This window comes from Flavobacterium chungangensis (assembly GCF_042654045.1).
Lineage (GTDB): Bacteria > Bacteroidota > Bacteroidia > Flavobacteriales > Flavobacteriaceae > Flavobacterium > Flavobacterium chungangensis.
In genome coordinates this window covers 41,265-66,662 of sequence record NZ_JBHSFY010000014.1, presented here as the reverse complement: position 1 = coordinate 66,662, position 25,398 = coordinate 41,265, and the positions used below count along the sequence as shown (strand labels likewise).

Annotated in this window: 25 protein-coding genes; 22 read left to right on the top strand and 3 right to left on the bottom strand. The window is 32.6% G+C overall.

Annotated elements, in window-relative coordinates; translation table 11 throughout:
• Positions 1 to 31: 31 nt before the first annotated feature.
• The 4 genes from ACFO3N_RS19570 (at position 32) to ACFO3N_RS19555 (ending at position 5,841) form a co-directional block, all read left to right on the top strand.
• Entirely contained in the window at positions 32 to 964 is a 933-nt protein-coding gene (locus ACFO3N_RS19570; protein ID WP_379800591.1) for a PorP/SprF family type IX secretion system membrane protein, read from the top strand.
• Positions 965 to 975: 11 nt separating this feature from the next.
• Positions 976 to 2,913, top strand: coding sequence for an OmpA family protein (locus ACFO3N_RS19565; RefSeq protein ID WP_379800589.1), 1,938 nt, complete (start codon positions 976 to 978; stop codon positions 2,911 to 2,913).
• Positions 2,914 to 3,158: 245 nt separating this feature from the next.
• Complete coding sequence (gene ligA, locus ACFO3N_RS19560; RefSeq protein ID WP_379800587.1) at positions 3,159 to 5,162, top strand: NAD-dependent DNA ligase LigA; 2,004 nt, start codon at positions 3,159 to 3,161, stop codon at positions 5,160 to 5,162.
• Positions 5,152 to 5,841 (top strand): hypothetical protein, encoded by a 690-nt coding sequence (locus ACFO3N_RS19555; protein WP_379800585.1) that lies wholly within the window; start codon positions 5,152 to 5,154, stop codon positions 5,839 to 5,841. The genes ligA and ACFO3N_RS19555 overlap by 11 nt, the downstream gene beginning before the upstream one ends.
• Here the strand turns inward: ACFO3N_RS19555 and ACFO3N_RS19550 are convergent.
• Both ACFO3N_RS19550 and ACFO3N_RS19545 read right to left on the bottom strand, forming a co-directional pair.
• Positions 5,831 to 6,742 (bottom strand): bifunctional metallophosphatase/5'-nucleotidase, encoded by a 912-nt coding sequence (locus ACFO3N_RS19550; protein ID WP_379800583.1) that lies wholly within the window; start codon positions 6,740 to 6,742, stop codon positions 5,831 to 5,833. The two genes, ACFO3N_RS19555 and ACFO3N_RS19550, sit on opposite strands and share 11 nt — an antisense overlap.
• Positions 6,743 to 6,788: 46 nt before the next feature.
• The gene (locus ACFO3N_RS19545; protein WP_250835674.1) at positions 6,789 to 7,568 is read right to left on the bottom strand and encodes a 5'-nucleotidase C-terminal domain-containing protein; all 780 of its coding nucleotides are present in this window, start codon (positions 7,566 to 7,568) and stop codon (positions 6,789 to 6,791) included.
• 47 nt (positions 7,569 to 7,615) lie between these two features.
• Here ACFO3N_RS19545 and ACFO3N_RS19540 point away from each other — a divergent pair, with 47 nt between their 5' ends.
• From ACFO3N_RS19540 to ACFO3N_RS19455, 18 genes are all read left to right on the top strand, one after another.
• Positions 7,616 to 8,128, top strand: coding sequence for a DUF6913 domain-containing protein (locus tag ACFO3N_RS19540; RefSeq protein ID WP_379800581.1), 513 nt, complete (start codon positions 7,616 to 7,618; stop codon positions 8,126 to 8,128).
• Between the two features lie 12 nt (positions 8,129 to 8,140).
• Positions 8,141 to 9,022: a 4-hydroxy-tetrahydrodipicolinate synthase gene (gene dapA / locus ACFO3N_RS19535; protein WP_250835676.1), complete on the top strand. Its 882-nt coding sequence runs from the start codon at positions 8,141 to 8,143 to the stop codon at positions 9,020 to 9,022.
• A 141-nt stretch (positions 9,023 to 9,163) separates the two neighbouring features.
• Positions 9,164 to 9,958 carry an outer membrane protein assembly factor BamD gene (locus tag ACFO3N_RS19530; protein ID WP_095927702.1) on the top strand — a complete coding sequence of 265 codons (795 nt, stop codon included), beginning with the start codon at positions 9,164 to 9,166 and terminating at the stop codon, positions 9,956 to 9,958.
• A 9-nt stretch (positions 9,959 to 9,967) separates the two neighbouring features.
• The gene (locus tag ACFO3N_RS19525) at positions 9,968 to 10,285 is read left to right on the top strand and encodes a DNA-directed RNA polymerase subunit omega (protein WP_008463064.1); all 318 of its coding nucleotides are present in this window, start codon (positions 9,968 to 9,970) and stop codon (positions 10,283 to 10,285) included.
• A 7-nt stretch (positions 10,286 to 10,292) separates the two neighbouring features.
• Entirely contained in the window at positions 10,293 to 11,507 is a 1,215-nt protein-coding gene (gene coaBC / locus ACFO3N_RS19520) for a bifunctional phosphopantothenoylcysteine decarboxylase/phosphopantothenate--cysteine ligase CoaBC (RefSeq protein ID WP_379800578.1), read from the top strand.
• A gap of 69 nt (positions 11,508 to 11,576) precedes the next feature.
• On the top strand, positions 11,577 to 12,461 hold the full coding sequence (gene porD / locus ACFO3N_RS19515) for a type IX secretion system protein PorD (protein ID WP_379800576.1): 885 nt from the start codon (positions 11,577 to 11,579) through the stop codon (positions 12,459 to 12,461).
• A 59-nt stretch (positions 12,462 to 12,520) separates the two neighbouring features.
• Entirely contained in the window at positions 12,521 to 14,173 is a 1,653-nt protein-coding gene (recN, locus tag ACFO3N_RS19510) for a DNA repair protein RecN (RefSeq protein WP_379800574.1), read from the top strand.
• Positions 14,174 to 14,181: 8 nt separating this feature from the next.
• Positions 14,182 to 14,703, top strand: coding sequence for a tetratricopeptide repeat protein (locus ACFO3N_RS19505; RefSeq protein WP_379800572.1), 522 nt, complete (start codon positions 14,182 to 14,184; stop codon positions 14,701 to 14,703).
• 21 nt (positions 14,704 to 14,724) lie between these two features.
• Positions 14,725 to 15,915 carry an enoyl-ACP reductase FabV gene (fabV, locus tag ACFO3N_RS19500; protein WP_379800570.1) on the top strand — a complete coding sequence of 397 codons (1,191 nt, stop codon included), beginning with the start codon at positions 14,725 to 14,727 and terminating at the stop codon, positions 15,913 to 15,915.
• Between the two features lie 126 nt (positions 15,916 to 16,041).
• Positions 16,042 to 17,040 (top strand): glycosyltransferase family 2 protein, encoded by a 999-nt coding sequence (locus tag ACFO3N_RS19495; RefSeq protein ID WP_379800568.1) that lies wholly within the window; start codon positions 16,042 to 16,044, stop codon positions 17,038 to 17,040.
• 2 nt (positions 17,041 to 17,042) lie between these two features.
• Entirely contained in the window at positions 17,043 to 17,639 is a 597-nt protein-coding gene (gene coaE / locus ACFO3N_RS19490) for a dephospho-CoA kinase (RefSeq protein ID WP_379800566.1), read from the top strand.
• A gap of 59 nt (positions 17,640 to 17,698) precedes the next feature.
• Positions 17,699 to 19,285, top strand: coding sequence for a sensor histidine kinase (locus ACFO3N_RS19485; RefSeq protein WP_379800564.1), 1,587 nt, complete (start codon positions 17,699 to 17,701; stop codon positions 19,283 to 19,285).
• Positions 19,286 to 19,288: 3 nt separating this feature from the next.
• On the top strand, positions 19,289 to 20,005 hold the full coding sequence (locus tag ACFO3N_RS19480; protein ID WP_095927693.1) for a response regulator transcription factor: 717 nt from the start codon (positions 19,289 to 19,291) through the stop codon (positions 20,003 to 20,005).
• A 514-nt stretch (positions 20,006 to 20,519) separates the two neighbouring features.
• Entirely contained in the window at positions 20,520 to 21,281 is a 762-nt protein-coding gene (locus ACFO3N_RS19475; RefSeq protein WP_379800561.1) for a hypothetical protein, read from the top strand.
• A complete protein-coding gene (locus ACFO3N_RS19470; RefSeq protein WP_379800559.1) occupies positions 21,271 to 22,662 on the top strand; it encodes an RtcB family protein in 1,392 nt (463 codons plus the stop codon). Before ACFO3N_RS19475 ends, ACFO3N_RS19470 begins: the two co-directional genes overlap by 11 nt.
• Before the next feature lie 12 nt (positions 22,663 to 22,674).
• Positions 22,675 to 23,280: a hypothetical protein gene (locus ACFO3N_RS19465; RefSeq protein ID WP_379800557.1), complete on the top strand. Its 606-nt coding sequence runs from the start codon at positions 22,675 to 22,677 to the stop codon at positions 23,278 to 23,280.
• Positions 23,268 to 23,957 carry a peptide chain release factor H gene (prfH, locus tag ACFO3N_RS19460; protein ID WP_379800555.1) on the top strand — a complete coding sequence of 230 codons (690 nt, stop codon included), beginning with the start codon at positions 23,268 to 23,270 and terminating at the stop codon, positions 23,955 to 23,957. The genes ACFO3N_RS19465 and prfH overlap by 13 nt, the downstream gene beginning before the upstream one ends.
• Complete coding sequence (locus ACFO3N_RS19455) at positions 23,944 to 24,486, top strand: hypothetical protein (protein WP_379800553.1); 543 nt, start codon at positions 23,944 to 23,946, stop codon at positions 24,484 to 24,486. The genes prfH and ACFO3N_RS19455 overlap by 14 nt, the downstream gene beginning before the upstream one ends.
• Before the next feature lie 96 nt (positions 24,487 to 24,582).
• Here the strand turns inward: ACFO3N_RS19455 and ACFO3N_RS19450 are convergent, their stop codons facing one another.
• Positions 24,583 to 25,329 carry an acyl-[acyl-carrier-protein] thioesterase gene (locus ACFO3N_RS19450; protein WP_379800551.1) on the bottom strand — a complete coding sequence of 249 codons (747 nt, stop codon included), beginning with the start codon at positions 25,327 to 25,329 and terminating at the stop codon, positions 24,583 to 24,585.
• Between the last annotated feature and the right edge of the window lie 69 nt (positions 25,330 to 25,398).

Genomic DNA, 25,398 nt, shown 5'->3' with positions numbered 1-25,398 from the left:
ATCTAATTAATTAAACTAAATAAGTATCGTTATGAAACTATATATAAAATCATTAGAAACATATTTCATTTTAATATGTTCTTTTATTACGGTTTGCGCTTCGGCACAACAAGATCCCGAATATACCCAGTATATGTATAACACTATGGCGGTAAATCCAGCGTATGCTGGATCTACCGGAACCATAGAAGCAGCACTTTTATATCGTTCTCAATGGGTCGGAATGCCTGGAGCTCCAGAAACACAATCTTTCTCTATTCATGCTCCTCTTAGAAATGAAAAATTAGGAGTAGGTTTAAGTATTGTAAATGATAAAATCGGACCGTCCAACGAACTATATCTTGATGGAAACTTCTCTTATTCATTACCTCTCGGATATGAAAAAAGATTAGCTTTTGGTATAAAAGCCGGTACGAGAATGCTAAATATCGATTGGTCTAAAGGAAGATACTACGATGATGATGATGTTTTGTTAAATCAGAATATTAACAATCAGATGAAACTAGCTGTAGGAGCAGGTATTTACTACTATACAGAAAAATGGTATGTAGGATTCTCTATTCCAAGTTTTATTCAGAATGATTACTATGACGATGTAAAAGAATCTATAGACTATGATCGTTTGCATTACTATTTAATGGGGGGATATGTTTTTGATTTGAATCCAAATTTGAAATTTAAACCGGCATTTTTAGTAAAAGCAGTAAGTGGAGCACCGCTTACCGCAGATGTATCAGCAAATTTCATGATTCAAGAAAAGTTTGTTATAGGAGGAGCGTATCGAACAGATGATTCGATAAGCATACTGGCAGGTTTTCAAATATCACCAAGTTTCTATCTTGGATATGCTTTTGATTATACTGTAAGCCAATTGAATAAATACAATGATGGTTCACACGAGATCATCTTGCGTTATCAATTTGTGAAAAACCAAAGCAAAATTAAATCTCCTCGATTCTTCTAAAAACAAAACTTATGAGAAAACTATATATCCTATGTTTAATTTTGAGCGTTACTTTTAGTTTCGCTCAAAAAACTAACTTAAAGAAAGCTGATGCTTTGTTTAAAAACTTCTCTTATTTGGATGCTTCCAAAGCTTACGAAGAATGTTTGCAAAACATAAAAGATCCATCAGCACAGACTTTGAAGAACGCAGCAGATTCCTATTATTTTATTTCTGATTCTAGAAATGCATTAAAATGGTATAGAAAGTTATATGAAGTGCAAGGAAATAATCTGACTGATATTTACTACCTGCGTTATATTCAATCTATGAAAGCAGTTATGGATTATGATGAGGCAGATAAAATCACAAAAGAATATCTAGATAAAAAAGGTGATAAAGTAGAGATTAATAAATATGTTGCCCAAAAGAAATACATTGACAGCGTTGCTAAAGCAAAACCGCTTTACACCATTAAAAATTTGGATATTAATACCAGTAAATCAGATTTTGGAGCTACATTTTTTAAAGATAATGTAGTATTTACGTCAGCTCGTGATACAACAAAGTTTAGTGAAAAATTGTATACCTGGAATAATCAGCCTTTTCTTAACTTGTACATTGCAGAAAGAAATCCGGCAGACGGAAGTTTATTCAACGAGACGGTTTTTCTTCCAAACGTAATGACCAAATATCACGAAGCTACGGCAAGTTTTGATAATAAAGGAAGTACCATTTATTATTCGACCAATATTGTAAAGAAAAATAAATTGGTTGTTGATGAGGCCAGAGTTAACAATTTTCAGATTGTCAAAGGATCAATTGTCAATAATAAATTAGAAAATCCTCAGAAAGTATTTTTTGATAGCGACGATTATTCTGTAGGACATCCATCATTAAGCGAAGACGGACAATTGCTTTTCTTTGCTTCAGACATGCCTGGAGGTCAAGGCGAAACAGATTTGTACATGGTGAAAATTGCGGCCGACGGAACCATGAGTTCTCCTAAAAATTTAGGATCTAATATTAATACGATTGGTAACGAAGTGTTTCCATTTTACCAAAACGGAGTTTTATACTTTTCGTCTGATGGACATTATGGCTGGGGTGATTTAGATGTTTATGAAAGTAAACTTTTACCCGATGGAACATTTTCTGCGCCAAGAAATCTTGGAGCGCCTATCAACAGTAATAAAGACGATTTTTCTTTTATAATTGATAGAACAGGTGCTTATGGCTATTTTTCTTCCAACAGAGCAGGAGGAAAGGGCGATGATGATATTTACTCTTTTGTAAAAGGAAAACCAGTTTGCAACCAAAGTATTTCTGGAATGGCTATCGATCATAAAACAAAAAAGCCTTTAACAGATGTTACGATAATGGCGTATAACTCTTTTAGTGAAGTTCTGGGCGAAACCAAAACAAACTTTGACGGAAAATATGCTATTGAAGTTCCTTGCAACAAAGTGGTAAAAATGATTGCCGCAAAACTAAATTACAGTAGTGATGATAAAACAGTTGAAACAACTGGTGAAAATGGTGGTGAAATAAAAGATGTAAATTTTGAATTGAGCAATTATGATGACTTAGTTGTCAAAAAACAAGGAGTAGAAAAAGTGGATGTAAATCCAATTTACTTCGATTATGACAAGTATGACATTACACCAAAAGCTGTAGAAGAATTGTCTAAAGTGGTCTTCATCATGCAGAAGTTTCCAAACATCAGAATCAAAATTGAATCGCATACCGATTCACGCGGAAAGGATTCGTACAACTTGAAACTTTCAGATAATAGAGCAAAATCAACTCGAGATTATATCCTTTCGCAGGGCATAGATGCTTCTCGTATCGAAAGTGCTATCGGCTATGGTGAAACACGATTAATTAATAAATGTAAAAATGGTGTAAAATGTTCTGAAGAGGAGCATGTGCTAAATAGACGTTCAGATTTTATCATTATTCAAAAATAGTTCTATATTTGTACTGTAAAGTATTGATTTTCAGTTAAAAATATAAAACGTCAAAACCATTTGGAAGTTGGTTTTTTTTAATTCTTTTTTTAAGAATAATGGACAAGGAGGAAATCAGACTGCATGGATTTGCAGTCTGATTTTTGATTTTTTAAAACTTTTATTTTTTCTGCATTTGAACAAAAATAAATTCTAATTTTGATATTCAGTTTTACATTATTATAATCTGCAATATTTTACTATTTATGAGCATTCAAGAGACCATTCAAGCATTACGAAATGAACTTAATCAGCACAACTATAATTATTATGTGTTAGACAATGCTACAATTTCAGATTATGATTTTGATATTAAGCTAAAAGAGCTTCAGGATTTAGAAAATAAACATCCAGAGTTTTTTGACGAAAATTCGCCAACTCAGCGAGTAGGAGGAACTGTCACCAAAAATTTCAAAACAATAGCACATCAATACAGAATGTATTCTTTGGATAATTCTTATTCTAAAGAAGATCTTTTAGATTGGGAAAACCGCATTCAGAAAGTTTTAGGAAACGTAAACTTGCAATATACCTGCGAATTAAAATACGATGGAGCCTCAATAAGTATTACATATGAAAACGGAAAATTAGTTCAAGCCTTAACGCGTGGAGATGGTTTTCAAGGAGATGAGGTAACGAGCAACATAAAAACCATAAAATCAGTTCCATTGCATTTGAAAGGAAATTATCCTGATAAGTTTGACATTCGTGGAGAAATTATTCTTCCGTTTGCTGGTTTTGAAAAAATGAATCAGGAATTAATAGAAATTGGTGAAACTCCATATTCAAACCCAAGAAATACTGCTTCGGGAAGTTTAAAATTACAAGACAGTGCTGAGGTAGCCAAACGCCCGCTAGAATGCTTGCTTTATTTTGTAACAGGAAACAATCTGCCTTTTAAAACGCAATATGAAGGACTAGAATTAGCCAGAAGCTGGGGCTTTAAAGTTCCAAAAGAAGCAAAACTAGTTAATAGTATGCAAGAAGTTTTTGACTTCATTGATTATTGGGATGTTCACCGTCATAATTTGCCTTATGAAACAGATGGAGTTGTTGTAAAGGTCAACAGCATTCAGCATCAGGAAGAATTGGGATATACAGCAAAATCGCCACGTTGGGCAATTGCTTACAAATTTAAATCAGAACAAGTTTCAACTAAATTAAAATCAATTTCGTATCAAGTTGGAAGAACTGGAGCTATCACGCCAGTTGCCAATCTAGAACCTGTGCAGCTAGCTGGAACTATTGTAAAAAGAGCTTCTCTTCATAATGCCGATCAAATTGAAAAATTAGATATTAGAATAAATGATACTGTTTTTGTTGAAAAAGGAGGAGAAATCATTCCAAAAATCATTGCAGTAGATTTAGACAAACGTCCTGAAAATTCAGAACCAACACATTATATTTCTTATTGTCCAGAGTGCCATACAGAATTGGTTCGAAATGTTGGAGAAGCCAATCATTATTGTCCGAATTTCTACGGATGTCCTCCGCAGATTATTGGAAGAATTCAGCACTACATTTCAAGAAAAGCAATGGATATTGAAGGGCTTGGGGGAGAAACAGTGGCGCTGCTTTTCAAAAATAACCTAGTGCACAATTATGCCGATTTGTATGAACTGAAAGTTGAGGATATTCTGCATTTGGAAAGAATGGCTCAAAAATCTGCTGAAAATCTGGTAAACGGAGTTCAGAAATCAAAAGAAATTCCGTTCGAAAGCGTGTTGTTTGCACTTGGAATTCGTTTTGTTGGAGAAACAGTTGCCAAAAAACTAGCCAAACATTATAAAAACATAGATGCTTTAGCACAGGCTTCTTTAATGGATTTAATTTTGGTTGATGAAATTGGAGAAAGAATTGCTAAAAGTGTTATCGAATTCTTCGAAAATGAAGAAAATAGAAAAATTATTGAACGATTAAAAAGTTATGGAATTCAATTTGAAATTGAAGAAAAAATAAACCCAAATGCTACTGATAAATTTGTTGGAAAAACTTTTGTAGTTTCTGGCGTCTTTAGCCAATTTTCTAGAGATGAATTAAAGAAAGCTATCGAAGATAATGGAGGAAAAGTAGGAAGCTCAATTTCTGCAAAAACAGATTTTGTAGTCGCGGGAGATAATATGGGACCAGCAAAACTGGAAAAAGCAACAAAGCTGAACATCACTATATTATCAGAAGAAGACTTTATAAACAAATTGAATGAAGCCTAATAAACCATCATTAATTTTGTTCTTTTTCGGCTTGTTTTGTACCATCATTTTTGATTGGACAGAACAAGATGTTTTTGCGACATATGCAAAAGCGATTGTTCTCCCTGCTATTTTTATTTATTATTTAATTAGCAGTGAGTTTCAAATCGGAAAAACAGAAGGATTGATTTTTTTATTCTGTTTTATTGGACAAGTTTATGACTTAATGGATATTGAAAGCTCAGAATTAGGTGGAGTGCTCAGTTTTCTAGTTGTTTATAGTTTAATCGTCATCATGTTTATTCGACAGCACGAAAGAATCAGATTAACCAAACGCGATATTCTACCTATTTCTATTGTAGTTGTTTTTATCGTCTATTTGTTAATCTCTGTTTTGAGCCTGCAGCTCGACAGTATGAGAAAATTTATCGTAATATACACCGTGTACGGAATCGTTCTGAGTATATTGAGCTATTTCTGTTTTGTAAGTTACATCACAAAAGGAACACATATAGCGCTACTAATGTCGCTCATGGCAGTAAGCTACATCTTCTCTGATATTTTTTATATTTTTAATGAATATTTCTCGTATTCTATTGTTTTAGTTTTAATACGAGATACAACTCAAATTCTAGCTTATTTCTTTATGGTAGAATACTTTTTAGAAAAAGCTAGAATTCAAAAAAAGACTATACAATAATAGTTGCACTTTGGTTTGTATACGCTTTGTTTTTATCAAAATAGAAATCGATACGGCCTAAATTAATTCCGTAACACCCAACTTGATTAACAAGAACCTCTTTTCCGGCTTTATTCTTTACAATTGTAGGTTTGTCTAAGAAAGTGTGCGTATGTCCTCCAATAATTAAATCAATGTCTTGAGTTTGTTCAGCAAATATCAAATCACTAATTTTTGTTGCATCATCTTTGTATTTATAACCCAAATGCGAAAGACAAATTACCAAATCACATTTTTGTTCTTGCTTTAAAAGTTTTGTCATATCCTGAGCAACTTCAACAGGATTGTTGTAAACCGTCTCTAGATATAATTTTTTATCTACTAAACCTTGCAATTCAATTCCAACACCAAAAACACCAACCTTAATTCCATTTTTATTAAAGATTTTGTACGGTTTCACATGTCCGTCCATAACCGTATTTTTAAAATCGTAGTTAGAGTTGATAAAGTCAAAAGTTGCGTGGGGAAGTTGTGCATATAATCCGTCAAGACCATTATCAAAATCGTGATTTCCAATTGTAGAAGCATCATATTTCATCATACTCATCAATTTGAATTCTAATTCACCTCCGTAATAATTGAAATATGGCGTTCCCTGAAAAATATCACCAGCATCCAATAAAAGTACATTCGGATTTTCTTTACGAATAGTTTCAATCAACGTTGCACGACGAGAAACACCGCCTTTGTTAGGGTTACGCGGATCATCAGCAGGAAAAGGGTCAATGTGGCTATGCACATCATTAGTATGTAGAATCGTTAAATGTTTAATCTCGTTACTTTCAAAACTGCTCAAAGACAATCCTAAACTTAATAGGGCAGTACTCGCTGCTGTTTTTTCGATAAACTCTCTTCTTTTCATTTTATATATTTTTTGCAGAAATGCTTTGCTTGTTTTTTATAATTTTTTATTCCTCTGTGATTCTGATATTTTTTGGAGCAACAACAGTGTCAACTTCTTTAAAATAATCAATCAATACATCTCTAAGCTTGTAGTTTAAGTCAAACTTTTGAGTGCTTTTTGCAAAGAAAGTCATGCTGTCTCCACCATTTGCCAAGTAATCGTTTGTAGCAACATAGTACGTTTTGTTTAAATCAAGCGGTTTGCCTTGCACCATGATGTTTTTTGCCTTATTGTCTTTAGTAATAGTAAAAGTCATTCCAGACAATGGCTGAGGTTTTTTCTCCTTAATAATATAAGCAGCAATTTCTGAGATTTGCTCACCTTTTAAAGCTAGAACAACCAAGCTGTTTTCAAAAGGCATAATTTCAAAAGCCGATCTCGTTGTAACATTTCCTTTTGGAAGAATAGCACGAATACCGCCATGATTTAAAAGACATAAATCGATATCTTTCTTTTCGCGAGCGTTAAAAACAATGTTTCCTCTTAGCACACAAACATCTGCCATCAGGCTTCCAATGCCAGTTTGCCATTTTCCAGTGCTTTTGTCAAGAGTTTCTGGGCAATAAGCCAATACATTATCCAAATCTTTATTGATGTGATCGCGATAAGGCTTAATAAAGTTTTCAATTTCAGGAGTTTCTGCAGCTTTTTCAGTAACTGGGAGTTGTTTTCCTTCAATTTTAGTTAAATTGTAGTTATTCTTACTACAGGAAGAGATTAAAAAAAGTGTTAAGAATATAACAAAAAGTTTTAAAAATCCGTTATACTTTTTTAGTTTTACCATTTTAAATGCAACTTAAATAATTAATTTTGTAATCTAGTAAAAGTACTATGTTTTTGAATTATATAAAGGAATTTTTTGTAAAAAAATCATTAAATAATAATTTAAATAAGGAAAAAAACGAAGTATTTACTAAGAACGTCCAATCAATTGGTTTATTGATAGATGAGAGCGATTTTGAATATTCGGAAGCACTAATAAAGGAGTTAACGCTCCACGGAATTGCTTTAGAAAATATAAAAGTTCTTGCATACAAAGGAAAATTTAGGGAAAAAGAAGTCTGTCCCCGCCCAACTTTTGGTAAAAAACATATCAGTTGGAACGGAGAAATTACAGAAGGTTTCTTGAATGATTTTGTGAATTCAGAATTTGATCTTTTGCTGAGTTATTATAATGTCGAGAATAGTATTCTGATGTTAATCACGAGCAAGTCAAAAGCTAAATTTAAAGTCGGATTTTCTGCTGTAGACCAGAGGCTAAATCGTTGGATGATTAGTACAGAATTAGGAAGCTATAAACTATTCGTTTCGGAATTGTTTAGGTATTTAAAAAATATAAAATAAATTAATAATAATATGCAATCATTGATAGGAACTGGTGTTGCGCTTGTGACGCCATTTAAAAAAGATTTTTCAGTTGACATTGAGGCTTTACAGCGAATTGTAAACTTCTCTATAGATGGCGGAGTGGAGTATCTTGTTGTAATGGGAACAACAGCAGAAAATGCAACCCTTACAGCAGAGGAGAAAGAGTTGGTTATAAAGACTGTAATCGATGTGAATAAAGGAAGATTGCCTCTAGTTTTAGGAGTTGGAGGAAATAATACTATGCAGATTGTTGAGGAGTTAAAAACAAGAGATTTTTCTGCTTTTGAAGCGATATTATCGGTTTCTCCATATTATAATAAGCCAACTCAGGAAGGAATTTATCAGCATTTTAAAGCAATTGCTGAAGCTTCTCCAATTCCGGTAATCCTATATAATGTTCCTGGAAGAACGGCAAGTAACATGCTTCCTTCAACAGTGGTGCGTTTGGCTAACGACTTTAAAAATGTTGTAGCCATTAAAGAAGCGGCTGGAGATATGGCTCAAGCGATGCAGATTATTAAAAATGCTCCAAAAGATTTCTTAGTGATTTCTGGTGATGATATGCTAGCTTTGCCGATCGTTTTGGCGGGAGGAGCAGGTGTTATTTCTGTAATCGGACAAGGTTTTCCTAAAGAATTTTCAGAAATGATCCGTTTAGGACTAAATAAAAAAGCGGCTGACGCTTACAAAACACATTACTTTTTGTCAGACAGTATTGATATGATTTTTGAGCAGGGAAATCCAGCTGGAATCAAACAAATCTTCCAAGCCCTTGGAATTGCTGAGAATACTGTTCGTCTACCATTGGTTTCTGTTGATGAATCTCTAGCAACAAGGCTAAATGACTTTGTAAAAAACAGCATTAAATAATTGTTAAAGTGCTAGTATTTTAAGATACTAAAAAATTATTTTGCAGTAGCTAAATTAATAACTAAATTTGCCACCGAAACTTCGGTGCGATTTCACTTTGGCATAATTAATTGTCTGAGAGATTGTAATAACAGTAAGAAAATGAAAAAAATAGTATCGCTATTAATTGTTGTAACTCTTTTTTATTCTTGTGGAGAATATCAAAAAGCGTTGAAAAATGATGATGTTGCAGCAAAATTTGAAGTGGCAACAAAAATGTATGATGCTGGTAAATACACAAAGGCGATTCGTCTTTTTGAGCAACTAGCAACTTCATACAGAGGAAAACCACAAGCAGAAAAACTGTTTTACATGTTTTCGCAATCGTATTATAAAACAAAACAATATTATTTAGCTGGATATCAGTTTGAAGCTTTTGTTTCGGGGTATCCAAGAAGTGAAAAAGTGCAGGAAGCTGCGTTTTTAGGAGCTTATAGTTATTCTAAGTTGTCACCAGTTTATAGCTTGGATCAAGCAGATACGGTAAAGGCATTAGAGAAATTACAGACTTTTATTGAAAATTACCCAAATTCTGAATACATTCCTCAGGCAAATGAGACTGTACAGAAGCTAAATGGTAAATTGGAGAAAAAAGCTTACGAGAACGCTAAAGGATACAATACAATATCAGATTACAAATCGGCTTTAATAGCTTTTGATAACTTTATTGCTGATTTTCCTGGTACACCATTTAAAGAAGATGCGCTTTTCTATAAATACGATTCTGCATATAAATTGGCAATTAACAGTGTTCCTTCAAAAATGGAAGATCGTTTACATGTTGCACAAACATGCTATGCTAACTTATTGAAGTTTAAAAGCGATACGAAATATAAAAAAGAGGCAGAAGAAATGAATGCCAGAGTTGAAACAGATTTACAAAAATTTACTAAATAAAATAAAGTCATGGATTTAAAAAAGACGAATGCTCCTGTAAACACAATAACTTACAATAAAACAGTTATTGAAGAGCCAACAGGAAATGTGTATGAGGCAATTACCATTATGGCTAAAAGAGCAAATCAAATTAATTCAGAGATTAAAAAAGAATTGACTGAAAAATTAGAAGAGTTTGCTACTTACAATGATAGTCTAGAAGAAGTTTTTGAAAATAAAGAACAAATTGAAGTTTCTAAATTTTACGAAAAATTACCAAAACCACACGCTTTAGCTGTTCAAGAATGGTTAGACGGTAAAACTTACCACAGAAGTTCAAACAAATAATAGTACAATGTCAGTTTTAAACGGGAAAAAGATTTTACTGGGTGTTTCCGGTGGAATCGCAGCGTATAAAACAGCCACTTTAGTACGACTTTTTATAAAAGCAGGTGCACATGTCCAAGTGATCATGACACCTGCTTCTAAGGATTTTGTAACCCCACTTACATTATCTACATTATCAAAAAATCCAGTACATTCAAGTTTCTTTAATCAGGATGATGAAGAGGCAGTTTGGAACAATCACGTAGAATTGGCTCTTTGGGCAGATTTTATGTTGATTGCACCTGCTACTGCAAATACTTTGTCTAAAATGGCTACAGGGAATTGTGATAACCTTTTAATAGCGACCTATTTATCGGCAAAATGTCCAGTTTATTTTGCACCAGCAATGGACTTGGATATGTACAAACATCCTTCGACTTTATCAAGTTTTACAGCATTAAAACAGTACGGAAATATTATGATTCCTGCTGAAAGCGGAGAATTGGCAAGTGGTTTGTCAGGTGAGGGCCGAATGGCTGAACCTGAGAACATTGTAGCTTTTCTAGAAGCTGATTTAGAAAGTAAATTGCCTTTAAAAGGAAAAAAAATACTAGTTACCGCAGGACCGACATACGAAGCGATAGACCCTGTACGTTTTATAGGAAATCATTCGTCAGGAAAAATGGGATTTGATATTGCTAATGAAGCGGCAAGCTTAGGAGCAGAAGTGTTCTTAATTGCAGGGCCAACTCATTTAAAAGCAAAAAATAGTCTGATAAAAGTGGTAGATGTTGTTTCGGCTCAAGAAATGTACGATGCTTGTCATTTGTATTTTAATGAAGTTGATGCGGCAATCGCTGCTGCTGCTGTTGCAGATTACAGACCTAAATTTGTTGCAGATCAAAAGATTAAAAAGAATACTGTCGAATTTTCGATAGATTTAGAGAAAACAAAAGATATCTTGTCTTCTTTGGGTGCTATCAAAAAAAATCAGTTTTTAATCGGGTTTGCATTAGAAACTGAAAATGAAATTGAAAATGCTAAGCTGAAAATTCAGAAAAAAAACTTAGATTTGATTGTTTTAAATTCCTTACAAGATAAAGGTGCGGGTTTTAAAAAAGAAACCAATAAAGTTACTTTTATTGATAAAAATTTTGAGATCGAACCTACGGAATTAAAATCAAAAGAATCTGTTGCGGCTGATATTTTGAATAAAGTTATTCTGCATTTTTCAAAATCATAAATTTAGAATATACGCCGAAAACATAAATTGGAAACAACTTATGTTATAAAATTAAATATCTAGACGATTATGAAGAAGATAGTTACGCTATTAGTATTTTTAAGCTTTGGTTTTGTACAAGCTCAACAGTTAAATTGTACAGTAACTATTAATACAGAACGATTAACAAACCCAAATAATCAGGTTTTTAAAACGCTTCAGACTTCTTTGGCTGAGTTTGTTAATAAAACAGACTGGACAGGTTCTGTTTTAAAACAAAATGAGAGAATAAACTGTTCAATGTATATTACTTTATCATCTAACAGTTCAGATCAATTCACGGGAACCATTCAAGTTCAGTCTTCGAGATTGATTTTTAATTCAACCTATTCTTCTCCAGTTTTAAATTACAACGATAAAGATTTTAATTTTAGATATACAGAGTACGAACCATTGTTGTTTAATCCTAGCACTTACGATTCAAATTTAGTTTCTGTAATATCTTTCTACTGTTATGTGATTTTAGGAATGGATGCCGATACCTTCCAGATGGGAGCAGGAAATCCATATCTTCAAACCGCGCAAAATATTGCCAATGTTGCACAACAGGGAGGTTTTAAAGGATGGAACCAATCTGACGGACTTCAAAATCGATACTATTTAATTAATGATATGATTGCTCCAACCTATAGTGATTTGCGTCAGACTACTTATGCATATCATACAGGATTGGATGCAATGACATTGGATACAAAAGGAGCTAAGGAAAAAATCAAAAATGCATTAATGCTTATTGGTAAGTTAAACTCTGTTAAGCCAAATGCTTTTATAACCCGAGTTTTCTTTGATGCAAAATCAGATGAAATTGTTTCTATTTTTTCTGGAGGCCCAAGTATCACAATTACAGATTTAACCGATGTCTTAAATAAAGTTTCGCCGTTAAATTCTACAAAATGGTCACAGATTAAATACTAATCTCGTTTTTCATTTTTATCTTCGCTACTTTTTAACCTTATATTTTTACAAATCGACCTATGATTACATCACTGTCAATTAAAAATTATGCTCTTATCGAAAAACTGGCTATAGATTTTTCTAAAGGTTTTTCTATAATTACAGGTGAGACAGGTGCGGGAAAGTCAATTATTTTAGGGGCTATTGGTCTTGTTTTGGGTAAAAGGGCAGATCTGACTTCATTAAAAAATAAAGAAGAAAAATGTGTTATTGAGGCACAATTTGAAATTGGAAAATATAATTTAAAGGAGTTTTTTGAAGCTAATGATTTGGATTATGAAGATGAAACGATCATTAGGAGGGAAATTTTGCCTTCTGGAAAATCTCGTGCTTTTATAAATGATAGTCCGGTAAATCTTCAAGAATTGCAAGATTTGAGTTTATATTTGATTGATATTCATTCGCAGCAGCAAACTCAAGAATTGTCAGATGAAAATGTTCAGTTTAAAATTATTGATGCCATTGCAAACAATAATGACATAATTGCTGAATATCAGAAACTGCTTAAGTCTTATAAGTCAGATAAATCAAAGTTAAATGCTTTGCTTAAAAAACAAAGTGATGCTGGGAAAGAACAAGAATACCATACATTTTTATTGAATGAACTTGTTGCGGCTCAATTGAAATCTGGAGAGCAGGAAGAGTTAGAAGCAGACTACGAGAAACTGAATAATGTTGAGATAATTAAAGAATCTCTAGATAAATCTTTGACAATTGCCAATGAAGAGCAATTTGGTGTTTTTCATAGTCTGAATGAAATCAAAAATGCCTTGCAAAAAGTAGCTCCTTTCTCTGTAGAATATCAAAATTTGTTTGAAAGAGTAACAAGTTTGACTATAGATTTTGATGATGTTTCTAAAGAATTGGAAAATTGCTCAGAAAAATTATTGAATGATCCTGCACAATTAGAATTGATCAACCAAAAACTGCAGTCGATTTATAATTTGCAGAAAAAACATCAAGTAAGTACTGTAGATGAGTTATTGCAAATTCAGTCAGATTTAGGAAATTCTTTGCTTGAGCTTGATAATATGGATGAAGAAATAGCTTTACTGACTAAAATTATCGAGGAAAAAGCAACAGAGCTTGATATTTACGCATCAAAAATACATCAAAATAGATTAGATGCAATTCCGACGCTATCTGCGCAATTGGTTTCAATTCTCGAGACTTTAGGAATGCCTAATGCACGTTTTAATATGGAATTACAGCCTTCTGAAACGTATTTTCAAAACGGAAAAGACGAATTGCAATTCTTATTTTCAGCAAATAAAGGAACCGATTTTGGCTTACTGAAAAAAGTAGCGTCAGGCGGAGAGATGTCTCGTATTATGCTAGCTGTGAAAGCAATTTTAGCTAAATATTCAAAACTACCAACTTTGATTTTTGATGAAATTGATACAGGGGTTTCGGGAGAAATTGCCATCAGAATGGGAGAAATTATGAAAGAAATGAGTGCAACAATGCAGATATTTGCCATTACGCATTTACCTCAAATTGCGGCAAAAGGAGATTCTCATTTTAAAGTTTCTAAGTCTACAGTTGGAGATGATACACAATCTGAATTGAAACTTTTATCGCAAGAAGACCGAATTATAGAAATAGCCCAAATGTTATCAGGAGCAAACATCTCTGACTCAGCATTAAATCACGCAAAAGAATTATTGAATTAAAATACGCAATGGAAAGTTTGAGTTTTTACGAAAATCAATTTATTAAGGCAGACGCATTAATTTCTGAAGGAAATTCTGCAGATGCAAAAGAGCTGCTGGAAGAAATTTTATCTCAGTATCCTGATTTTGGTAAAGCTCATAATCATTTGGGATGGATTTACTATAATAAATTAAGTGACTTCGAAAGAGGAATCTATCATTATAAATTGGCCATGAAGTTTGATTCTAAATATCCAGCTCCATATTTAAATTACACCTATCTGCTAATTGATATAGGGAGATATGCAGAAGCAAAAGAGCATATTAATTTTACATTGGTTAATTTAGAAAATGCAGATAACTCTACTTATAACAGTGAATTAGGAAGGATGGCGGAGTATGAAAGCCAATATACTAAGGCATTCAATTTTTATAAAGAAGCAAAGAGGAATGCATTAAACCCAAATTTTATTGACAATATGAAGGCCAATATGAAAAGGGTTAAGGATAAAATGTCTATTTTTGAAAAATTAAAACTGAAATTGAAATAATACAAAAAAAATAATTGCAAGATGATTATAGAACCTAGAATGAGAGGATTTATTTGTTTGACTGCCCATCCAACGGGAGCTGAGCAAAATGTAAAAAATCAAATCGAATACGTAAAATCTAAAGGAGAAATTGCTGGTGCTAAAAAAGTTTTAGTAATCGGTGCTTCTACAGGTTTCGGATTGGCTTCAAGAATTACTAGTGCTTTTGGTTCTGGTGCATCAACAATTGGAGTATTTTTTGAAAAACCGCCAGTTGAAGGAAAAACAGCTTCTCCAGGATGGTATAATTCTGCAGCATTCGAAAAAGAAGCTCATAAAGCAGGTTTATATGCAAAAAGTATCAATGGTGATGCGTTCTCAAACGAAATCAAAAGAGAAACTTTAGATTTGATTAAAGCAGATTTAGGACAAGTAGATCTTATAATTTATAGTTTAGCGTCTCCAGTACGTACAAATCCAAATACAGGAGTTACGCATCGTTCAGTTTTAAAACCAATAGGACAAACTTTTACGAATAAAACTGTTGATTTTCACACAGGAAAAGTTTCAGATGTTTCTATCGCTCCTGCAAATGAGGAAGATATTGAAAATACTGTAGCGGTAATGGGAGGTGAAGATTGGGCAATGTGGATTGATGCTTTGAAAGCTGAAAATTTATTAGCTGAAGGAGCTACAACAGTTGCTTATTCGTATATCGGGCCAGCTTTAACAGAAGCAGTTTACAGAAAAGGAACAATTGGTCGTGCAAAAGATCACCTAGAGGCTACTGCATTTACTATCGAAGATTCTTTAAAATCTATCGGAGGAAGAGCTTTTGTTTCTGTAAATAAAGCTTTAGTTACTCAAGCAAGTTCTGCAATTCCAGTAATTCCATTGTATATTTCTCTTTTATATAAAATAATGAAAGAAGAAGGGATTCACGAAGGTTGTATTGAGCAAATTCAGCGTTTATTCCAAGACAGATTGTATAATGGTTCTGAAGTTCCTGTTGATGAAAAAGGAAGAATCAGAATTGATGATTGGGAAATGCGTGAAGATGTTCAAGAAAAAGTGGCTAAACTTTGGTTGGAAGCTACAACTGAAACATTGCCAGAAATTGGTGATTTAGCGGGTTACAGAAGTGATTTCTTAAATTTATTCGGATTCGAAGTTCCTGGTGTTGATTACAACGCAGATACTAACGAAGTTGTTGAGATTGAAAGTATCAAATAATATATTTTTACTTGGTAAAACGAAAAACCATCAACCAAAAGTTGATGGTTTTTTTGTGAATATACCATATCTTTGTTAAAATTTTACAACAATAAAAATATACCCTTTAATAACGCACATTCTGCTATGATTTTTTCTTTAATTATACCCGTGTATAATCGTCCTGATGAAGTTGATGAGCTTTTGGAAAGTCTCTCAAAATCTGATTATAATGAAGCTTTTGAAATTGTTCTTGTCGAAGATGGATCTTCTATTCCATGTCGGGATGTGGTGATGAATTATCAAGGAAAATTAAATATATCATACTACTTTAAAGAAAACTCTGGTCCTGGAGATTCTAGAAATTTTGGGATGCAGAGAGCTAGAGGTGATTATTTTATCATTTTTGATTCAGATTGCATTATACCGTCACAATATTTAACCGAAGTTCGTAAAGAATTAGATGCAAATTATGTAGACTGTTTTGGAGGTCCTGATAAAGCATTAGATAGTTTTTCTGATATCCAAAAAGCCATCAATTTTGCTATGACTTCTTTCTTGACTACAGGTGGAATTAGAGGTGGTTCGGAGAAGATAAACAAGTTTCAGCCACGCAGTTTTAATATGGGGATTTCTAAGAAAGCTTTTGAGGCATCAAAAGGATTTGGAAACATTCACCCGGGTGAAGATCCAGATTTATCAATTCGTTTATGGAATTTAGGCTTCGAGACAAGGCTTTTTAAAGAAGCTTATGTGTATCATAAAAGAAGAATTGATTGGGAAAAATTCTCGATCCAAGTAAATAAATTTGGGATTGCTCGACCTATTTTAAATAGTTGGTATCCAGAGCATAATAAATTAACTTTCTTCTTTCCGACTTTATTTATACTCGGATTATTATTAGCTTTTTTATTGTTAATTTTTAATAACGATATTTTATTACAATTATATTTCGTATATTTCGTTATAATTTTTCTTACAGCCAGTATTCAAAATAAAAGTATCAAAATTGGATACCTGTCTGTAATTGCAGTGTGGAAACAGTTTTTTGGTTACGGAACAGGATTTTTAAAATCCTACATTAAAGTAATTTTATTAAAGAAAAAACCACAAGAGGCTTTTCCGCGTATGTTTTTTAAATTATAAGAATGACAAAAGTTATTGGTCTTACAGGAGGAATTGGCAGCGGGAAAACGACTGTTGCCAACTATTTTCAAGAAATGGGTGTTCCTGTTTATATTGCCGATGACGGTGCTAAAAGAGTAATGCAGTCAAAAAACATTTTGTCAGAAGTAAAAGCTGCATTTGGTGGCAATATTTTTGATGGTGAAGTTTTAAATCGTGCTAAACTAGCACAAATTGTTTTTAATGATAAAGAACAATTGGCAAAATTAAATGCGATTGTGCATCCAGCTGTAAAATTAGATTTTGATGATTGGGTAAAAGAGCACAAGAATAATGATTATGTAATGTATGAAGCAGCTATTTTATTTGAAAGCGGCCGATATAAAGATTGTGACGTAATTATAACCGTAACAGCTCCCGAAGAGGTAAGAATTGATAGGGTTATAAAACGAGATAAAACCACCCGAGAAGAAGTTTTAAGTAGAATGAAAATGCAGTGGAATGATGAAAAACGAATTTCTAAGAGCAATTTCGTGATTAATAACAATAATCTTAAAAATGCTAAAGAAGAAGTTGTTAAAATTCTTAAAATTTTAAATATAAAACAAAAACAGTCTTAAATGTTAATATTTGGTTAATGTATTATTTAGTATATTGTTAAAATATTAATTTTGTTTCGATGAATAAATTATTTTTTAGAATACTTGTTTTATTGATGAGTTTGTCCTTGATAGGGATAATTCTGGTGCAAGTGTTTTGGTTCAATTCTTCGTTCAAAAATAATGAAGAGCAATTTAAATACCACGTTACTCAAGTAATTGGAAATGTTGCAGACAAGCTGGAACAACAAGAAGAGTACAGTTTCTACGACAAATACAACCGTATTAAAGACAGTACGGGTAAAATTCCAAAAAAAGAAGATTTACTAGAAGTACTTTATGTACAAAGAAACACAAAAACGAATAAAACAATCGTTTATTCAAGCACATTGACATCGGAAGATTACGATATTAATGGCTCTGTTTTTAACAAAAAATTCAGTAGCGAGCGTTTTAAAAATTTTAGTTCAAAAAGAATAACTGAAGTTTATAATAACCACAACGGAATTGATAATAATAATTTAGGTCAAAGTATAATTCCTGATCAAAGATTTGAAAAATCAGGAAGTTTAGATATTTTAAATAAAGTTCAACAGCAGATTCAATACAAAGATATTGCTTCTCTAACTCCAATTGAAGGGAGAGTTACAAAGGAAAGGCTTTTTAAATTATTGAAAAAAGAACTGGAAGAATATGGTGTAAAAACCAAATTTGAATTCGGAATATACAGCAGTGGCGTTCCAACAAAGATTAAATCCGATGGATTTCATTTTGATAAAGAATCCACATATGATATTCCAATTTATACAGATAATGAAGGGAATAGCAAATATGAATTATCAGTTACTTTTCCGCACAAAAAGAAATTCTTATTATCTGAATTATTAAGTATTACTATTTTGTCAATAGTTTTTACATTAATTATAATAGTTGCATATACAAGTGCGTTAAATCAATTATTGCGTCAGAAACACATTTCTGAAATCAAGACCGATTTTATTAATAACATGACGCATGAGTTTAAAACTCCTATTGCAACTATAAACCTAGCATTAGATGCTATTAGAAGTCCGAAAGTTATTGAAGATAAAGAAAAAGTGTATCGTTATCTTCAAATGATTCGAGATGAAAACAAAAGAATGCACGCTCAAGTTGAGAATGTTCTCCGTATTTCAAAATTAGAAAAAAGAGAACTTGACATAACAAAAGAGCCAACTGTTGTTACAGATATAATTGACGATGCTATTGAGCATGTTAATCTTATTTTAGAAGACAGAAATGGTTCTGTAGTAAAGCATTATAACGCAGCAAGAACAACTTGTTTGATTAATGAAGTTCACTTTACAAACGTGCTGGTTAATATTTTGGAAAATGCCATTAAATATTCTCCAGACGCACCAGAGATCGAAATCTTTACTGAAAACATTAAAGATATGATCCTGATAAAAGTGAGAGATCATGGACTGGGAATGAGTAAGATAGCTCAAAAACGAGTGTTTGAGAAATTTTACAGAGAACACACAGGGGATCTTCATAATGTAAAAGGACACGGTTTAGGACTTGCTTACGTAAAAAGAATAGTAGAGGATCACAATGGTCAAGTATATGTAGAAAGCGAAAAAGGAAAAGGTAGCACCTTTATAATAAAAATACCATTAATAAATTAAAATATGGAAAATACTAACAAAAGAATACTTTTAGTAGAAGATGACCTAAATTTTGGGGCGGTTCTTAAAGATTATCTAATGTTAAATGACTTTGAAGTTACTTTAGCTAAAAACGGTATGGAAGGTTTCGAGAAGTTCAAGAAAGATGTGTACGATTTATGTATTCTTGACGTAATGATGCCTTATAAAGATGGTTATACTTTGGCCAAAGAAATTAGAGAGAAGAACAGTGAAGTGCCAATTATCTTTTTAACAGCAAAATCTATGAAAGAAGATGTGTTAAAAGGGTATAAAGCTGGTGCAGACGACTATTTAAATAAACCTTTTGATTCAGAAGTGCTTTTGATGAAGATTAAAGCAATCATTCAGAGAAAATCAGCTGATACAAAAGCAGAACAAGTACAGTTTGAGTTTAATATTGGAAAATTCCACTTAAATTCAAAACTAAGATTCTTGACTTTCCAAGATGAAGAGCCTATTAAATTGTCTCCAAAAGAAAATGAATTGTTAAAAATGCTTATTCTTCATGAAAATGATTTAATGCCAAGAGAATTAGCTTTAACCAAAATCTGGAGAGATGATAATTACTTTACATCAAGAAGTATGGACGTTTACATCGCTAAATTGAGAAAATATCTAAAAGCAGATGAAGATGTTGAAATCTTAAACATTCACGGTGAAGGTTTCAGATTGGTAATAAAAAGCAAAGTTTCTGAATAATCATTCAGCAAAAAAAATAGATAAGCTCTGAGAAATCAGGGCTTTTTTTGTGCATGAAATTAAAATATTTTGATTTATTTTTTGTGATATAGATTTGCTTTTAATTGTTTGATTCTAAAAACAATAGTGTAGGTTTTAAAAGTTTAAAATATAATGGTGGAATTTGTTTTGAGGAATTTTCTTTAAATAAATTTGGAAAATCAAAAAAGTATTCTGAATATTTGCACACGAAAAAATTAATAACCCTTTAAAACGAAGAAAAAATGTTTGTACTTACATTGACATCTCAGAGCTTTACACCAAACGTATTTGGTGAAGCAATTCTTCGTGGCTTATTTCAATCTTAGAAATATATTTTTAGATATATAAAAAAAGCTCGAAGACAATAAGTTTCGGGCTTTTTTTTATTCTAGACTCTTCAAAATTTTCCCGAAAATCGATTTTTAGAATTTATCCATCAGGATAAATAGTTTGGCCTTTTTGGCTGTTAATTTAATGCACGATAATTTTTTTTATGGAAAATTATACGGTAAACGAGTATGCATTATGTACTCGTTTTAAAAGTAAAAGAAAAAAGAAAAGATTAGTAAAAGAAGATTTTGAAAAACAATTAATCCAGTTAAGAAAAATTGAAATCGACCTTTGGAAAAAGCGTAAAGACTTACCATTGGTTCCTTTGGAAATTCCGTATCAAAAAGGCTGGCAACGTAATTTTAAATTAAGAGATGATATTGCTAGATCAAGTGAAGCACCATTTTACAGAGAATTATTGGAAAAAATAAATACATGGCAGTTTTCTCCTGAAAAATCTTTTAAAAGAAAGAAAAAAAGAAAAAGAAGACATCTGTATGTTGAAAAACTCCAGACTGTAAAAGAATTTTCGGAATGGGAATGGAGAAGTTCAAAATTAGAATTGACCGAAAAAGAAAAAGCACATTTTTACAAAAGGGAACGTTGGTGCAGCAATTTTAAACGATACAAAATTCATTATGTATTTAACGAACCTTGGCGATATGTTTTTCGAGTTAGCCCTTATATGATAACACATACTAGAATGGTCGATTCAGATTTGGAAAGCCAAATTCAGCTTCTTGACAATTATATTGTTAATCATAATCTGAGAGATAAAATAAATAGATTAATACACGGCAGTTCTCATAAATGGAGTTACTATGAAAAGGAGAATCCAAAAGAGATAAGCCCAATTAAAAATAAAAGTTTGCATGCTTTGTATCAGCAATATGCAGACGAAATGATAGAAAATCATGGGAAATAAATTATCTGGAAAAGACCTTATTAAATTAGGTTTTCCAAAAAACAATTCAATAAATATCGCCTTAGGGCAGATAAACAGATATAGAAAAAGAGAAAAAAAGGAATCTATTCTAACAGAAGCAAAGGATGTATTGTTAAATCCTGAAAAATATGAAGGAAATGGAACTTGGGGTAAAGTAGCCGAAGGTTTAATCAAACCCGTTCAGGTAAGAATGCATCAGCTTAAAAATACAAGAGCGCCTTTTAAGATTTTTGGTGAGAATGAAATAGACGAACAGGCTAAATTTCAATTGTACGATTCGTTGAAACTTCCGGTATCAGTTGCTGGAGCTTTAATGCCAGATGCGCACTCAGGCTACGGATTGCCTATTGGAGGCGTTTTAGCAACAGACAATGCCGTTATTCCGTATGGAGTTGGTGTTGATATTGGATGCAGAATGAGTCTTTCTATTTTTGATTTGCCAGCTTCTCATTTTAAAGGAAAAGAACATCAGTTAGAAGCTATTTTGAAAGACAATACGAAGTTTGGAATGTATGAGACGCATGCTTCAAGAGTAGATCATGAAGTATTTTATAAAAGTGAATTCAAGGATATTCCGTTGTTAAAGAATCTTTTACCAAAAGCTTACAAACAACTGGGAACTTCAGGAGGAGGAAATCATTTTGTAGAATTCGGAATTGCAAAAATCGATAATCCTGAGAATGAATGGAAGTTGGATAAAGGAGAATATTTTGCTGTTCTTTCGCATAGCGGTTCCCGCGGATTGGGTGCTAATATTGCGAAACATTATACTTATTTGGCCACAAAACAATGTCCGTTGCCAAAAAATGTACAGCATTTAGCTTGGCTAGATTTGAATACACATGATGGTCAGGAATATTGGCTGGCTATGAATTTGGCTGGAGAATATGCAAAAGCTTGTCACGATGATATTCATAGAAGAATTGCTAAAGCGATTGGAAAAAGAGTAGTGGTAACAATAGAAAATCACCACAATTTTGCTTGGAAAGAAATGGTAAACGGTCAAGAATGTATTGTACATAGAAAAGGAGCTACACCTGCGGATGAAGGACAATTGGGAATTATTCCAGGTTCTATGACAGCGCCAGGTTTTATTGTAAAAGGAAAAGGAAATGCAGAAAGTTTAAACTCTGCTTCGCATGGTGCGGGACGTTTGTTTTCGAGAGCTAAATGCAAAAGTACTTTTACGCAAAGTGAGATTAAAAAGGTTTTGAAAGCCAACAATGTAACCTTGATTGGTGGAAATATTGATGAAGCGCCAATGGCTTATAAAGACATTACAAAAGTAATGGCAAACCAAACAGAATTAGTTGAAGTTTTAGGAACATTTACGCCTAAAATTGTTAGGATGGACCGCTAAAAATTAAAAATTATGGAAAGATTTCAAGACGAAAATAAATGGTTGGGAAATTTTTATAACGAGATTTTCGTAAGATGCCCCAAATGTGAATCTAAAGGAGTTTTAAAAGAAGTGCCTGAAAATTGTGAATGCGGAAAATGTACTACAATGGCTTTCGAATGCAAAACGTGTTTTTATAAGATTGATGAACCTGTTTATCAATACAAAGCATATGGCAAGCATTATTGTGGCAATTGTTATGAAAAATTCGATTACGAATCTCAGATTCTTAAAGAGATTCCAGAAACCTATCAGGTTAAATGCCCGTATTGCAGTTTTCAGGAAGAAATAAAGCCAGGGGTTTCTAGAATTAGAAAAGAAGCTAAGAAAGACGGTTTAGTAAGAGAGCCATGGCATAATTTGCTTCTTTGGTTTCAAAAAGAAATCAAAGGAAATATTTTTTGGGTTTATAATTATGAACACATAATGTACTTGGAAAAATATATTAAAGCCGACTTAAGAGAAAGAAATAATAATGGAAGCGGCAATGGAACAATGGTTTCAAGACTTCCAAAATTTATTAAAGAAGCAAAAAACAGAGAAAAGCTTCTTAAGATATTAGAAAAATGGAAAGAATAATTCAGATAACAGCGGGTCGCGGACCTGCAGAATGTACTTGGGTGGTTGCCCAAGTGCTTAAAAAAGTACTTGAAGAAGCACAAGAACAGCAATTGGAAACTGTTTTGCTGCAAAGAGAAGCAGGAACTGAAAACGGAACTGTAGAAACAGCTTCAATTGCTATAAAAGGAAAGAATGCTGATCAGTTTGTGAATTCTTGGATAGGAACAGTTCAGTGGATTGGTCAAAGTCAGTTTAGGAAAATGCACAAGCGTAAAAACTGGTTTATTGGAATCTTTGAAATTGAACAACAGAAAAACAACTTATTTTCTGAAAACGATATTCAATATCAGGCCATGAGAAGCTCGGGCGCAGGTGGTCAGCACGTAAATAAAGTAAGTTCTGCAATCAGAGCAACGCATATTCCAACCGGAATTGCAGTAGTTTCTATGGACAGCCGTTCGCAGCATCAAAACAAAAAACTGGCAACCGAGAGATTGATTAAAAAACTAGAAGACGAGAAACTGATTCAGCTTAAAAATCATGTGGGAAAACAGTGGGAAAATCAGCTCAATGTAGAGCGAGGTAATCCAGTGAGAGTTTTTACTGGAAGTGATTTTAAAAAGAATAAAGTGGAGAAAAGTTACAAAGGGACTCGTCAGAAATTAAAAAATGATTTACGAAATGAAAACAATTGATAAATACCTTTTTCAAGCCTTGGATAATTATCCTTATTCGCTTGAAGAAACTATAGAATCTTTGGATTATGCTTTTTCTTATGATTCAAAAAATACAATGGTTTTATGTTTATACGGAAGAATTCAGGCAGAACAGTTAATGAATTATGAAGAGGCAAAATCTTATTTTCAGCAAGCTTTATCTATTAATATTCATGCTCTTGAAGTATATCCGTATTATTTGCAAACCTTGATTGTGAATGAAGATTATGAAGATGCTCAAAAGCTAATTGATTTTGCTTTAACTGTAAAAGGAATAAACAAGTCTGAAATTTACATCAAAAAAACAATTCTGTTAGAAGTACAGCACAAATTTAAAGAAGCTTTAAAAGAAATTAAGCAAGCAAAATTATATTCTATTCAGCATGATTATGACTCTGGAATTAGTGAAGTGGAGAAAAGAATTAAAGTTAAAGTTGATTTGTTGAAAAAGAAGAAAGAGAAGAAAGAGGATAAATCTAAGAAAGGCTCTAAAAAGAAATCAAAGTAATTTTTAAACAAAAAACGATGCAATTTAGCATCGTTTTTTTATTAGCTATAAGCTCCTGCAAGGTTTTAAAAACCTTGTAGGAATGGAATTTCTATTTTATTTCCAATGCAATTCTAAAGCAAAACAAGTTTTATCGTCTTTCGTAATGCTGAATGTTGCTGTTGTATGATCGTCGTCTTCGCTTTCGTGAATTACTACATTGTCTTGCAATGAAAGCTCTTTCATGAAATTCATTTCAAAGCTTTTTACTTCTTGTTTTATAATTCTTCTTGGATCGACATGGTCCAGACACCACTCTAAGTATTTTACGTTATTGACGTGGTTTACAATATCTAGATCTGACAAATAAACTGTTTTTTCGAAAACAGCTTCTTTTTCGTGGTTGATATTTATTTTAGAAAAACCTTCTGTTGTTGCTCTTTTTTCTGGGAACAATTCGAAATGTTCATAAGGCAAAGCTAAAGCTTCTGGGCGACGTGCTTTGGTATTAAAAACGGCCCAATAGGTTTCGCTTCCAACAATCTTTTTCCCATTTACATACATTTCAAGCGCACGAACCGAACGTGAATTTTCAAGACTATTAATCCAAGTTTTTACTGTTACAACATCTTGCCATTTTGGTAATTCAGTAATTTCTACACGCATTCTGCTTAAAACCCAAGCCTGATCAAATTCTTGCATATCTGTAAAACTGATTCCGCCAACTTCTGAATGTGCAGCAGCTGTAAGCTGTAAAAGATTGCATAAATCGGTGTATTTTAAGTAGCCATTTGGCGTACATTGTGTAAAATTAATTTCCCAATCTTTACTCAAAACTGATGTGAAATTTGGTGATATAGGCATTGCTAATTTTAGATTTTAGATTGTTGATTTTAGATTTTTCCTGCGGAAAATAGAATAAAGATGAAAGAG

Excerpts from the sequence above, each read along its gene's own strand:
- ACFO3N_RS19570 (WP_379800591.1), top strand. The coding sequence starts at position 32 with ATGAAACTATATATAAAATCATTAGAAACATATTTCATTTTAATATGT.
- ACFO3N_RS19565 (WP_379800589.1), top strand. The coding sequence starts at position 976 with ATGAGAAAACTATATATCCTATGTTTAATTTTGAGCGTTACTTTTAGT.
- ligA (WP_379800587.1), top strand. The coding sequence starts at position 3,159 with ATGAGCATTCAAGAGACCATTCAAGCATTACGAAATGAACTTAATCAG.
- ACFO3N_RS19555 (WP_379800585.1), top strand. The coding sequence starts at position 5,152 with ATGAAGCCTAATAAACCATCATTAATTTTGTTCTTTTTCGGCTTGTTT.
- ACFO3N_RS19550 (WP_379800583.1), bottom strand. The coding sequence starts at position 6,742 with ATGAAAAGAAGAGAGTTTATCGAAAAAACAGCAGCGAGTACTGCCCTA.
- ACFO3N_RS19545 (WP_250835674.1), bottom strand. The coding sequence starts at position 7,568 with ATGGTAAAACTAAAAAAGTATAACGGATTTTTAAAACTTTTTGTTATA.
- ACFO3N_RS19540 (WP_379800581.1), top strand. The coding sequence starts at position 7,616 with ATGTTTTTGAATTATATAAAGGAATTTTTTGTAAAAAAATCATTAAAT.
- dapA (WP_250835676.1), top strand. The coding sequence starts at position 8,141 with ATGCAATCATTGATAGGAACTGGTGTTGCGCTTGTGACGCCATTTAAA.
- ACFO3N_RS19530 (WP_095927702.1), top strand. The coding sequence starts at position 9,164 with ATGAAAAAAATAGTATCGCTATTAATTGTTGTAACTCTTTTTTATTCT.
- ACFO3N_RS19525 (WP_008463064.1), top strand. The coding sequence starts at position 9,968 with ATGGATTTAAAAAAGACGAATGCTCCTGTAAACACAATAACTTACAAT.
- coaBC (WP_379800578.1), top strand. The coding sequence starts at position 10,293 with ATGTCAGTTTTAAACGGGAAAAAGATTTTACTGGGTGTTTCCGGTGGA.
- porD (WP_379800576.1), top strand. The coding sequence starts at position 11,577 with ATGAAGAAGATAGTTACGCTATTAGTATTTTTAAGCTTTGGTTTTGTA.
- recN (WP_379800574.1), top strand. The coding sequence starts at position 12,521 with ATGATTACATCACTGTCAATTAAAAATTATGCTCTTATCGAAAAACTG.
- ACFO3N_RS19505 (WP_379800572.1), top strand. The coding sequence starts at position 14,182 with ATGGAAAGTTTGAGTTTTTACGAAAATCAATTTATTAAGGCAGACGCA.
- fabV (WP_379800570.1), top strand. The coding sequence starts at position 14,725 with ATGATTATAGAACCTAGAATGAGAGGATTTATTTGTTTGACTGCCCAT.
- ACFO3N_RS19495 (WP_379800568.1), top strand. The coding sequence starts at position 16,042 with ATGATTTTTTCTTTAATTATACCCGTGTATAATCGTCCTGATGAAGTT.
- coaE (WP_379800566.1), top strand. The coding sequence starts at position 17,043 with ATGACAAAAGTTATTGGTCTTACAGGAGGAATTGGCAGCGGGAAAACG.
- ACFO3N_RS19485 (WP_379800564.1), top strand. The coding sequence starts at position 17,699 with ATGAATAAATTATTTTTTAGAATACTTGTTTTATTGATGAGTTTGTCC.
- ACFO3N_RS19480 (WP_095927693.1), top strand. The coding sequence starts at position 19,289 with ATGGAAAATACTAACAAAAGAATACTTTTAGTAGAAGATGACCTAAAT.
- ACFO3N_RS19475 (WP_379800561.1), top strand. The coding sequence starts at position 20,520 with ATGGAAAATTATACGGTAAACGAGTATGCATTATGTACTCGTTTTAAA.
- ACFO3N_RS19470 (WP_379800559.1), top strand. The coding sequence starts at position 21,271 with ATGGGAAATAAATTATCTGGAAAAGACCTTATTAAATTAGGTTTTCCA.
- ACFO3N_RS19465 (WP_379800557.1), top strand. The coding sequence starts at position 22,675 with ATGGAAAGATTTCAAGACGAAAATAAATGGTTGGGAAATTTTTATAAC.
- prfH (WP_379800555.1), top strand. The coding sequence starts at position 23,268 with ATGGAAAGAATAATTCAGATAACAGCGGGTCGCGGACCTGCAGAATGT.
- ACFO3N_RS19455 (WP_379800553.1), top strand. The coding sequence starts at position 23,944 with ATGAAAACAATTGATAAATACCTTTTTCAAGCCTTGGATAATTATCCT.
- ACFO3N_RS19450 (WP_379800551.1), bottom strand. The coding sequence starts at position 25,329 with ATGCCTATATCACCAAATTTCACATCAGTTTTGAGTAAAGATTGGGAA.